This window comes from Sphingomonas sp. AAP5 (genome assembly GCF_004354345.1).
Lineage (GTDB): Bacteria > Pseudomonadota > Alphaproteobacteria > Sphingomonadales > Sphingomonadaceae > Sphingomonas > Sphingomonas glacialis.
The window spans coordinates 2,094,780-2,107,020 of the sequence record NZ_CP037913.1 but is presented as its reverse complement, the minus strand read 5'-3'; the positions used below and the strand labels follow the sequence as shown (position 1 = coordinate 2,107,020).

The 12,241-nt window shown below is 69.9% G+C and carries 6 protein-coding genes; 5 read left to right on the top strand and 1 reads right to left on the bottom strand.

Translation table 11 applies throughout. From position 1 onward, the window contains the following. Positions 1 to 2 precede the first annotated feature (2 nt). Positions 3 to 740 carry a GntR family transcriptional regulator gene (locus tag E2E30_RS09730; protein WP_133189314.1) on the bottom strand — a complete coding sequence of 246 codons (738 nt, stop codon included), beginning with the start codon at positions 738 to 740 and terminating at the stop codon, positions 3 to 5. 264 nt (positions 741 to 1,004) lie between these two features. On the opposite strand from E2E30_RS09730, the gene E2E30_RS09725 reads away from it, so the two are divergent. The 5 genes from E2E30_RS09725 to E2E30_RS09705 are packed head-to-tail and all read left to right on the top strand — an operon-like array spanning position 1,005 to position 12,238. Beyond that, positions 1,005 to 3,365, top strand: coding sequence for a beta-N-acetylhexosaminidase (locus E2E30_RS09725; protein ID WP_240698904.1), 2,361 nt, complete (start codon positions 1,005 to 1,007; stop codon positions 3,363 to 3,365). Beyond that, positions 3,365 to 5,965 (top strand): beta-mannosidase, encoded by a 2,601-nt coding sequence (locus tag E2E30_RS09720; protein WP_133189312.1) that lies wholly within the window; start codon positions 3,365 to 3,367, stop codon positions 5,963 to 5,965. The genes E2E30_RS09725 and E2E30_RS09720 overlap by 1 nt, the downstream gene beginning before the upstream one ends. Then, a complete protein-coding gene (locus E2E30_RS09715; RefSeq protein ID WP_133189310.1) occupies positions 5,962 to 8,505 on the top strand; it encodes a glycoside hydrolase family 3 C-terminal domain-containing protein in 2,544 nt (847 codons plus the stop codon). The genes E2E30_RS09720 and E2E30_RS09715 overlap by 4 nt, the downstream gene beginning before the upstream one ends. Continuing rightward, the gene (locus tag E2E30_RS09710; protein WP_133189308.1) at positions 8,502 to 9,932 is read left to right on the top strand and encodes a glycoside hydrolase family 125 protein; all 1,431 of its coding nucleotides are present in this window, start codon (positions 8,502 to 8,504) and stop codon (positions 9,930 to 9,932) included. Before E2E30_RS09715 ends, E2E30_RS09710 begins: the two co-directional genes overlap by 4 nt. Further along, complete coding sequence (locus tag E2E30_RS09705) at positions 9,929 to 12,238, top strand: GH92 family glycosyl hydrolase (RefSeq protein WP_133189306.1); 2,310 nt, start codon at positions 9,929 to 9,931, stop codon at positions 12,236 to 12,238. Before E2E30_RS09710 ends, E2E30_RS09705 begins: the two co-directional genes overlap by 4 nt. Positions 12,239 to 12,241: the final 3 nt, after the last annotated feature.

Genomic DNA, 12,241 nt, shown 5'->3' with positions numbered 1-12,241 from the left:
GGCTAAAGGTCGGACAGTTCGGCGACGAAATCATAGGCGTCGCCGCGATAGTAAGAGCGGGTGAATTCGGCGGCGCGGCCGTCCTTGAGGAACCCGCGGCGCTCGATCAGAAGCCCGGGTTGCCCTGGGTCGACGCCAAGCATCCGCGCATGCTCCGTGCCGAACGGGACGGCGCGCAAGCGCTGCAGCGCGCGCACCGGGCGGCTGCCGGCCTTTTCCAGCGCGGTGTAGAGCGAATCCTCGACCGCACCGAGATTGGGCAAGCAATAGCCGGCGATGGTCGAGAATTCGAGCGCCATCGGCTGATCGTCGGCAAGCCGGATGCGGTGGAAGCGATAGACCGGCGTGCCGGGCGAGAGCCCGAGCGACATCGCTTCCTCGGGATCGACGGTACCGGCGGCGCGGCTGATCCAATGGGTCGAGGCGGTCTTGCCGCGCGCTGCCATATCCTCGGAGAAAGACGACAGTTTCGAAAAGTTCTTCTCGACACGGCCGGTGACGAAGGTGCCCGCACCACGTCGGCGGGTGAGCAGACCCTCTTCGACCAACCCGCCGATCGCCTTGCGTACGGTGATGCGCGAGATGGCATATTCGGTCGCAAGGTCGCGCTCGGCGGGGATCGCGTCGCCTTGCGCGAGCAGATCCTGGCCGATCGCTTCGCGGATAAGGTGCTGCAGCTGGATGTAGAGCGGCGCCGGGTTGCCCTTGCGGAAATGGCCGATCTGTTGCGAAAATTCCAAAGTCCGTCCCTCTTGCCCCGTACCGGCCCCCGCCTGCGTCGCGGGCCGCGACGCAGACATGGCGGCGAGCCTAATGCGTCGATGGCTGGTGAGCAATCGGGTTTGGTCGGAATCCAGATTGGTATTCTTGCTCAGGGCGCGTGCAATGCTGCGATTGCGCAAAAGGAGCCACTTCGGCTGCTTTGTCGCGCTTGCAAGTGGACTTATATTGGTTACACTTCATCCCAAGAGCACGCGCTGTCGCGTCGCAATGGGGGACGGTCGATGACGAACGGGACGCGCAGCAAGAGCCAGCGCGCCATGCGACGGATCGCTCGTCTCGCCGCCGCGGCGGCAGCCGTCACCCCGGCGCTGCTCGCGGCGCAGCCGGCAGCGTTGCCGCTGCTTCCCATGCCCGCCAGCATCGTTCGCGGCGCTGGCAGTTTCATCGTGGCTGCTGGGGCGGGGATCAGTGTTCCGGCGGGCGACGCGGATGCCGAAGGCGCGGCGCAATTGCTGGTCGCGCAGGTCGCCAGCACACGCGGCCTCGCGCTGCGCCTGACGCGCGACGCCGCGCCGATCCGCTTCGAGCGCGATCCGGCGGTGGTCGGCGCGGAGGGCTATCGGCTGACGGTCGACGCGCACGGCATCCGCATCGCCGCGGCGACGCATGCCGGGCTGGTCTATGGCGCGATGACGCTGGCGCAATTGCTCAGCCCCGATGGCGCGCGCGGCGGTGCGGTCGCGGTGCCGCTGCTCGACATTCGCGATGCGCCGCGCTTTGCCTGGCGCGGATTGATGATCGATCCCGCACGCCACTTCCAGCCGCTGCCGTCGCTCTACCGGATCGTCGACCAGATGGCGGCGGTGAAGCTCAACACGCTCCATTTGCATCTCACCGACGATCAGGGCTGGCGCTTCGAGGTCAAGCGCTATCCCAAGCTGACCGAGATCGGCGCGTGGCGGAAGGGCCCCAGCACCGGCGGCCCGGCGCCAACGGCGCGCGTCGGCGGTTTCTACACCCAGGCCGAATTGCGCGCGCTGGTGCGCTACGCCGGGGAGCGCAGCATCACGATCGTTCCCGAAATTGACTTGCCTGGCCATGCGCAGGCGCTCGTTGCGGCCTATCCCGAAATGGGCGTGCTCGGGGACCGACCGGTGGTGAGCCACGATTGGGGCGTCAATCCGTATCTGTTCGATCCCGGCCCCAAGGGCGTGGCGTTTGTCGAGAACGTGCTCGACGAACTGATCGCCGTCTTCCCCGGCAGCTTCGTCCATCTCGGTGGCGACGAAGCGGTCAAGGATCAGTGGCAGCGCTCGCCGCGCGTCCAGGCGCAAATGAAGACGCTCGGTCTCAAGGACGAGAATGCGCTGCAGAGCTGGATGATCGACACCTTCGGCCGCTATCTCGCAAGCAAGGGGCGGCGGCTGATCGGCTGGGACGAGATCCTCGAGGGCGGCCTGCCGCCATCGGCCTCTGTCATGTCGTGGCGCGGCGAGAAGGGCGCGGTCGATGCCGCCAACCAGGGGCATGACGTGGTGCTGACGCCTGCGCCGACGCTGTATTTGGACAGCCTGCAAAGCGATCAGGCCGACGAGCCGCCCGGCCGCCTGTCGATCCAGACGCTCGCCGATGTCTATGCCTATGAGCCGATGCCCGCCGGGATCGATGCCGCCAAGGCCAAGCATGTGCTCGGCGCGCAGGGCAATGCGTGGAGCGAATATCTCGTCACGCCGTATCAGGTGCAGCACGCCATCTTCCCGCGCGCGGCCGCGCTGGCCGAGACGACCTGGTCGACCGCCCCGCGCGATTTTCCGGGGTTCGTCGCGCGGCTGCGGCCGCAGGTGCTGCGCTGGCGGGAGGGCGGGGTCGAGGTCGCCGACAGCGCCTTTGCCGTGACCTATCGCCTGCAGGGGACGCGCGGCGATGCGCTGCGGAGCGGCAAGCTGAACGTCGCGCTGGCGACGCAGGCACCTGCCGGCACGATCCGCTATACACTCGACGGCAGCGCGCCGACCGCCCGGTCGCTCGCCTATGCCGCACCGCTGGCGCTCGCGTCCGGCGCGACGATCCGCGCTGCGGCGTTCGGCGAGGACGGCGTCGCGATCGCCGGCGCGCGGGCGTTCGCGACCGACCGTGCGGCGCTGCTCCATCGCGCGGCGTCTGATCTGGTGGCGTGCCCGCGCGGCGCGCTCGGCCTGCGCGTGCCGTTGACGTCGGAGGCGCAGGGCAATGCGCCGGTGTTCAACATCAACCTGTTCGACACGTGCAGCGCCTATCCCGCCGCGCCGCTCGACGTGGCGAAGGGCTTTACGGTGCAAGTCGCGCGGCTCGCGCGGCATTACGGGCTGGCGCACGAAGCTTCGGCAGTGCGCGAGCATTACAACGTGACCGCGCATGGCGAACTCGTCGTGCTCGCCGGCTGCCAGGCCGGGCGCAAGGGCCCGCCCGACAAGGACGCGCCCGCACCGGTGGTGGCGGCGAGCTTCCCCTTGCCCGATCCGGCGACCGCGCCGACGCTGCTGACCTTCTCGGGTGCGCTGCCGCCGATGGCGGGGGATCGCGACCTGTGCTTCCAGTTCACCTCGCCGGTCGCCGAACCCTATTATGCGGTCGCCGACGTCCAACTGAAGGAAGCCCGCTGATGCGCGCGGTCTTGCGCGGGGTCGCGCTGGCGGCGTTGCTGTCGAGCGCGAGCTTGGTCGGCGCGGCGCCGCGGCAGGCGATCGCGCTCGATAGCGGATGGCAGGCGCGGATCGCCCCCGGCGATACCGACGCGGTCGTCGCACACCGGCGCGAGGCGCGTTGGTTCGCGGTGCACGTGCCCGGCAGCATCCAGCAGGATCTGATCGCGCAGCACCGCGTGCCCGATCCGTTCCTCGCGACGAACGAAGCCGCGATCCAATGGGTCGGGCGGACCGACTGGCAGTATCGCCATACCCTCGTCGCGACGCCGGCGCTGCTGGCGCGCGATCATCTCGATCTGGTGTTCGACGGGCTCGACACCTTCGCCACCGTGACGATCAACGGGCAGGCCGTGCTCAGCGCCGACAATGCGCATCGCCGCTGGCGGATCGACGCCAAGCGCTATCTCAAGTCCGGCGCCAACACGATCCTGATCACCATCGCCGCGCCGATCCGCGCGCTCGCGCCGGTCGTGCTGGCGGCGAAGCGGTCGCTGCCGGGCGAGTACGACTCGGCGTTCGGCGATGATCCCGGCGGGCGCCAGACGTCGCCTTATATCCGCAAGCCGAAATACCAGTACGGGTGGGACTGGGGTCCGCGCATCATCACGATGGGCCCGTGGCGTCCGGTCCGGCTCGAGGCGTGGGACAGCGCGCGGATCGACACGCTGCGTGTCGACCAGGATGCGCTGAACGATGCCGAGGCGCGGTTGTCGGCGCGCGCGACGGTGCAGGCGGACCGTGCCGGCGTGGCGACGCTGCGCGTGTTGCTGACCGCGCCCGACGGTTCGCACCAGACGGTGACGCAGCGCGTGACCTTGGCGGCGGGCGACAACGCCGTGACGCTGCCGATCACCGTCGCGCAGCCGCAGCGCTGGCAGCCGGTCGGCTACGGCAAACAACCGCTCTACCGGGTGGCGGCGACGCTCGAGCAGGATGGTGCTGCGACCGACACGGCCGAACGGCGGATCGGCCTGCGCACGGTCGAGCTGATCCGCGACGGCGGCGCGATGGGGTTCCGCGTCAACGGCACGCCGATCTTCGCCAAGGGCGCCAATCTGATCCCGTTCGACAGCCTGCCGACGCGGACCACCACGGAGACGATGCGCCCGCTGCTGCTCGCCGCGCGCGACGCCAACATGAACATGCTGCGCGTGTGGGGCGGTGGCTATTATCTCGACGACGCCTTTTACGACATGGCCGACGAGCTCGGGCTGATGGTGTGGCAGGACTTCATGTTCGGCGGGGCGGTAACGCCGCCCGACGCGGCGTTCCGCGCCAACGTCCGCATCGAGGCGGAACAGCAGGTCGAACGGCTCGCCAATCACCCCTCGATCGTCCTGTGGGCGGGCGGCAATGAAGTGCTGTCGGGCTGGGAAAATTGGTCCGACCGCAAGGCCTATAAGCGCGCCGTCGGGCCCGACGAGCAGGAGCGCGTCGGCGCGGGGATGGCGGTGTTGTTCGATCGCGTGCTGCGCGACGCGGTGCTGACGCGATCGCCGGGCACGCCCTATTGGCCGGGCTCGCCGTCGACTGACTATGAGGGACCGGTCGATACCGATGATTCGGGCGACCGCCATTTCTGGGACGTCTGGTCGGGCTCGAAACCGGTCGAGCGCTATCTCGATGCGTGCCCGCGCTTCATGTCGGAATATGGCTTCCAGGCGATGCCTGACATGGCGACGATCCGCGACTTCGCCGGGCCGGGCGCGCTGACCCCGGACAGTCCGGTGCTGAAGGCGCACCAGAAGTTCCTGGCGGGCGAGGGCAATGCGCGGCTGCGGCTCTACATCCACGACCGGCTCGGCGAGCCCAGGGATCTCGGCGATTTCGTCTATTTGAGCCAGGTCAACCAGGCCGAGGCGATCGCGCTGGCGGCGCTGCATCACCGCGCGTGCCGCCCGGTGACGATGGGCTCGCTCTACTGGCAGCTCAACGATGTCTGGCCGGCAATTTCCTGGTCGAGCATCGATCATGCCGGCCGCTGGAAGCTGCTCCATTATGCCGCGCGCCGCTTCTTCGCGCCGCAGGTGATCGTCGCCGAGCACGTCGGCGCGGCGACGCGGCTCGCCCTCGTGTCCGACGCGACCGCACCGACGGCCGCGCGCTGGCGCATCCGGGCGTTCGACATGGCCGGCCGGCTGCTTGCCGAGCACGGCGCTGCCGTCACGTTGCCACCGCTCTCCGCCACCGAGGCGGCGTGGATCGACGATAGCGCGCTGTTCGCCGGGGCCGAGGCCAAAACGAGCTATGCGGTGGCCGAACTGCTGGTCGCCGACGCCCCGGTCAGCCGCGCAATCGTCGAGCGCGGGGTGCCGAGGGACATGGCCTATCCCGATCCCGGATTGCGCGCGACCTGGCATGGGCGCGAGCTGACCGTCACCGCGACGGCGCTCGCCCGCGCGGTGATGCTCGATTTCGGGGCGGTCGGCGCGCAGCCTTCCGACGACGGGTTCGACCTGCTCCCCGGCGAAAGCCGCACCATCAGCGTCGCGTCGACGGCCTCGCCTGCTGCGTTGGCGCGGACGCTGACGCTGCGTTCTTTGGGGTCTCGCCGATGATCTGGATGTTGCTCGCGGCACAGGCCGCCCAGTTGGACCCCGCGGCAATGACACCCGAGGAGAAGGCGGCGCAGCTGCAAAGCAGCGCGCCCGCCGATCCGAAGGCCGGGCTGCCGGCCTATGACTGGTGGAGCGAAGGGCTGCACGGCCTCGCGCGCGACGGCTATGCGACGGTCTTCCCACAGGCGATCGGCATGGCGGCGACGTGGGACGCGCCGCTCGTCAAGCGCATCGGCGACGTCGTCGCGACCGAGGCGCGCGCCAAGTTCAACGCACGACCGGTCGATGCCGAGCGGCGAATCTACGAGGGGCTGACGATCTGGTCGCCCAACATCAACATCTTCCGCGATCCGCGCTGGGGCCGGGGGCAGGAGACCTACGGCGAAGACCCGTATCTGACCGGGCGGCTCGGCGTCGCCTTCGTCACCGGCCTGCAAGGGCCCGACCCCGCGCATCCCAAGGTCATCGCCACGCCGAAGCATTTCGCGGTCCACAGCGGCCCCGAAGCGGGGCGCGACGGCTTCGACGTCGATCCCTCGCCGCAGGATCTCGAGGCGACCTATTTCCCCGCGTTCCGCGCGGCGATCACCGAGGGCAAAGCGGGGTCGCTGATGTGTGCGTACAATGCGATCCACGGCGTTCCGGCGTGCGCCAGCGCGCCGTTGCTGGTCGATCGGTTGCGGCGTGACTGGGGCTTCACTGGCTTCACCGTGTCGGACTGCGATGCGGTCGGCAACGTCCAGCTGTTCCACCATTACCGGCTCGATGCGGCGGGTGCCGCGGCGGCGTCGCTCAGGGGCGGGACCGATCTCAATTGCGGCACGACCTATGCCGCGCTGCCGGCGGCGCTGCGGCGCGGGCTGGTGAGCGAAAGCGAGATCGACACCGCGCTGGCCCGCACCCAGGCGGCACGGCGCGCGCTCGGCATCGCTTATGGCGCGACCAGCCCGTGGTCGCGCATCGCACCCGATCAGGTCGCGACCCCCGCGCATCAGGCGACCGCGCTCGAGGCGGCACGCAAGTCGATCGTGCTGCTGCAAAATCGTGGCGACCGCCTCCCGCTCAAACCGGGGGTGCGGATCGCGGTGGTCGGCGCCGATGCCGATGATCTCGGCGTGTTGCAGGGCAATTACCACGGTACCGCGGTGGCGCCCGTCACCCCGCTCGACGGCATCCGCCGCGCGTTCGGGGCGGGGAATGTGCGCTACGCCCAGGGGGCGGTGCTCGCCGATGGCGCGCCGGTGCTGGTGCCCGAGACGGCGCTTCGGGCGGACGGGGCCGCCGGCCTGCGTGCGGAGTATTTCGCGACGCACGATCTCGCCGGCGCGCCGCTGGTGACGCGGCACGAACGGCGGATCGATCTCGACTTCAATCGCGCCGCGCCCGTCGCGGGGCTCGGCGCGACGTGGAGCGCGCGCTGGTCGGGCGAGCTCGTCCCGCCGGGGCCGGGGGCGTACCGTCTCGTCGTCGACGTTCCCGCCTGCTGGAAATATTGCAAGGCGCACGACGCCGTGCGGCTGTGGATCGACGGACGTCCGCTCGCCACGGGCGCGGTGGCAAAGGGGCGGATCGAGATCCCGCTGACCAGCGACGGCCGCGCGCTGTCGTTCAAGCTCGAGCTCGATCACAGCAGCGAGGATGAGGGCATCCGCTTGCTGTGGGAGCCGCCCGCCGACGCGTTGCGCGGCGAGGCGGTGGCCGCGGCGAAGGACGCCGACGTGGTGGTGGCGGTGGTCGGCCTGTCGCCCGATCTCGAAGGCGAAGCGCTGTCGGTCAGCGTGCCGGGCTTCGTCGGCGGCGACCGCACCGACATCGCGCTGCCGTTTGCGCAGCGCCGCTTGCTCGACGCGCTCAAGGCGACGGGCAAGCCGCTCGTGATCGTCCTCACCAGCGGCAGCGCGGTCGCGCTCGACCCGCAGGCCGCCGATGCGATCCTCGCCGCCTGGTATCCCGGCGAGGCGGGCGGCACTGCAATCGCCGAGACGCTCGCCGGGCGCAACAACCCGTCGGGGCGGCTGCCGGTGACGTTCTACGCGAGCACCAACGACCTGCCGGCGTTCGTCGATTACGGGATGAAGGAGCGCACCTATCGCTATTTCACTGGCACGCCGCTGTGGCGCTTCGGCCACGGCCTGAGCTACACGCGTTTCGCCTATGCCGCGCCGGTCGCGCGTATCAGCGTCGTCGCCGGGCAGAGCACGTCGATCCGCGTCCGCGTCCGCAACGTCGGGGCGCGGGCGGGCGAGGACGTGGTGCAGGCCTATCTCGTCCCGCCGGCCGGGGCAGGGGGCGGACTGACCACGCCGGTGCTGCAGCGCCAACTCGTCGGCTTCAGCCGCCTCGCGCTCGCACCCGGCAAGCACGGCGAGGCGAGCTTCACGCTCGATCCGCGTCGCCTCAGCCTGGTCGCACGCGACGGGACGCGCGCGGTCGAGCCGGGCGCGTATCGGCTGTTCCTCGGTGGCGGCCAGCCGGGCGACGCTGCCGGTGTGTGGGTCGATCTCGCGATCACCGGCACGCGCCAGGTCTTGCCGAAGTGACGCTCACTCGCCGCGATGCGCTGGGCGTAGGATTGGGCGGCGTCGCGCTGGCGGCCGCGCCCGCCCGCGCCGCGCCGGCTTTCGCGAGCTTGCGTCCGGCCGCTGCCGCGAGATCGTTCGTCAGCCCGGCGGTCGAGCGCGAGATCGTGCGCGTCGGCGCGCTGATCGCCGACCCCAAGCTGCGCTGGATGTTCGCCAATTGCTATCCCAACACGCTCGACACGACGGTGCGGATGGGCGTGGTCGACGGCGCGCCCGACGCGTTCGTCATCACCGGCGACATCCCGTGTCTGTGGCTGCGCGATTCCTCGGCGCAGTTGACGCCCTATCTGCATCTCGTGCGCGGCGACCCCGCGCTCGCCACGCTGTTCCGCGGGCTGATCGCGCGGCAGGCGCGGTCGATCCTGATCGACCCCTATGCCAACGCCTTCCTCGAGGATCCGGGCGCTAAGACCGATCTCGACTGGGCGCTGCACGATCGCACCGAAATGAAGCCGGGCGTCGCCGAGCGCAAATGGGAGATCGACTCGCTCTGCTACCCGATGCGGCTCGCGCACGGCTATTGGCAGGCGACGCACGATCCGGCGCCGTTCGATGCGCAATGGGCGGCCGCTGCCCGGTTGAGCGTCGCCACCTTCCGCGCGCAGCAGCGCAAGGACGGGCCGGGCCCCTACCGCTTCCTGCGCGCGTCGGATCGCAATATCGAGACGGTGCCGCTCGAGGGATGGGGCAATCCGTCGCGTGCCGTAGGGTTGATCCACAGCGCGTTCCGGCCCTCGGACGATGCCTGTGTCTATCCGTTCCTGATCCCGTCCAACCTGTTCGCCGTCACCGCCTTGCGCGAGCTGGCGACGGTGGCGACCGGCGCGCGTCAGGACGCAAAGCTCGCCGCCGATGCGCGTGCGCTGGCGGACGAAGTCGAGCATGCGCTGCGAGCCTATGGCCGGATGCGGCTGCGCGACGGGCGCGAGGTCTGGGCGTATGAAGTCGATGGCTTCGGCAACGCGCTGTTCATGGACGATGCCAATGTCCCGTCGCTGTCGGGGCTCGCCTATCTCGGCTGCGCTGCGCCGCGCGATCCGCTGTGGCGGCGGACGCGCGATGCGGCGTGGAGCGACGCCAACCCCTATTTCTTCCGCGGCGCGGCCGGCGAGGGGATCGGCGGCCCGCATGTCGGCCTGCGCCAGATCTGGCCGATGTCGCTGATCGTCCGCGCCCTGTCGAGCGACGATCCGACGGTCATCCGGCGCTGCCTCAAGACGCTGCGCGACAGCGACGCCGGCACCGGCTTCATCCACGAAAGTTTCGACCAGGATGATCCCGCGCGCTTCACGCGGCGCTGGTTCGCCTGGGCCAACGGGCTGTTCGGCGAGCTGATCGTGCGGCTCGCCACCTCCCGACCCGCGTTGCTGGGGCAGCCGCTATGACGATCGACCGACGGACCCTGCTCGGCAGCTCCGCGCTGGCGCTGCTCGCGAGCACGCTGCCCGGGCGCGGCGCGGCGCGTAGCACCGGCGATGCGCCCAATCTGCTGATCGGCACTGGCGGCGACGGGCATACCTATCCCGGCCCGACGCTGCCGTTCGGCATGGTCCAGCTCGGCCCCGATACCGATGTCGAGCGCTGGGCGACCTGCTCGGGCTATCACCATGGCGACGGCTCGATCATGGGGTTCAGCCATACCCATCTGTCGGGCACCGGGATCGGCGACATGCTCGACGTTATGGTAATGCCGGGGACGGGGCCGGTGCAGCTCGAGCCGGGGCCGTTGTCCGACCCCGACGCGGGCTATCGCCAGCGCTTTTCGGCCGAGCGGGCGGAGCCCGGCTTCTACGGCGTCGCGCTCGAATCGGGCGTGCGGGCCGAGCTGACGGTGACCGAGCGCACCGGCTGGCACCGCTATACCTTTCCCAAGGGGGCAGGGCATGTCCTGCTCGATCTGTCGCACCTCGTCGGCGATGCGCCCGGCGCGGCGCCACTCATCGACGAGGCCAGCCTCGCGATCGACGGCGACGGGACGATCACCGGCGGGCGCCGTGTGTTCCGCTGGGCCAAGGGGCGGCGCATCCACTTCGCGCTGCAAGCCTCGCGCCGGCCCGACCGCGTCAGTTTCTTCGGCGATGGCGATGTCGCGCAGCCCGCTGGCACGCGGCAGGTCGCGGGCAAGCGCCTGAAGATGGTGCTGCACTGGGACGATGCCGGCGCCGCACCGATCGTGCTGCGCTGCGCGATTTCCGGCGTCGACGTTGCCGGCGCGCGCGCGAACCTGGCCAGCGAGGCCAGGGACTGGAATTTCGACGCCGTCGCGCGCGCAGCCCGCGCAAAGTGGGCGAGGGCGCTCGATGCGGTGCGCGTCACTGGTGGCAGCGCCGACCAGCGCGCGATCCTCGCGACCGCGCTGTATCACGCGCAGCTCGCGCCGACGCTCTTCTCCGATGTCGACGGGCGCTATGCCGGGCTCGACGGGCAAGTCCACACCGTGCCCGCCGGCGGCGCGGCCTATAGCAGCTGGTCGCTGTGGGACACGTATCGCGCGCTGCATCCGCTGCTCACGCTGATCGCGCCCGACCGCACCAAGAGCCTGATCGACGATCTGATCCGCCAGACCACGCAATCGCGCTATGGCCCGTTGGTCTGGCCGTTGCAGGGCAAGGAGACGGGGACGATGATCGGCTGGCACGGCGTCGTCCCGCTCGCCGAGGCGCAGGCCAAGGGCGTGCCCGCCGACTATGCCGCCGCCTGGCCCGCGATCGCCAAGCGCAGCTTCGACTTCACCGCGCCCGACCGCAACAACAGCCGCGGCCGCGAGCTGTACGACCGGCTCGGCTATGTGCCTGCCGACGCGGTCGACGAAAGCGTCAGCCGTACGCAGGAATATGCCTATGACGACTGGGCGTCGTCGCACATCGCGCGCGCGGCCGGGGCAAGCGAAGCCGCCGATCGGCTGTTGCGACGCTCGGGCAACTGGAAGAACGTCATCGACACCGGCACCGGCTTTGCCCGGCCGCGCTTTGCCGATGGCAGGTGGTGGTCGCCCTACGATCCGATCCAGCTCGGCCACACGAGCCAATATCGCGACTATACCGAGGCCAATGGCTGGCAGGCGAGCTTTCTCAACCAGCACGACATCTATGGCCGGATCGCGCACGGCGGCGGCGATGCTGCGTTCGCGGCGAAGCTCGACGCGCTCTTCTCGGCGCCGTCGACCTTGCCCGCCAATGCCCCGCCCGACATTTCCGGCCTGGTCGGGCAATATGCGCATGGCAACGAACCCGACCAGCACGCCCCCTATCTCTATGCCTATGTCGGCCAGCCGTGGAAGACGCAGCGGCTGGTGCGGCGGCTCTGCACCGAGATGTACCGCAACGACCCCGACGGCATCATCGGCAATGACGATTGCGGGCAGATGAGCGCGTGGTTCGTCTTCTCGGCGCTGGGCTTCTATCCGGTCGATCCGGTCGAGGCTGCCTATGTGTTCGGTTCGCCCTTGTTCGAGCGCGCGGTGGTAAGGCTTGGCGAGCGGCGGTTGGTGATCGAGGCGCCCGGCAACCGCGCCGACACCCCGTACGTCGCCGCAGTCGCGTGGAACGGCGTGCCGTGGAGCAAAAGCTGGATCGACCATCGCACGCTGGCGGGGGGCGGTACGCTGCGCTTCACCATGTCGGCGACGCCCAATCCGCGCTTCGGCGAAGCGCGCGCCGATCGCCCACCGTCGTTCGGCCGCCCTGCCTGATTT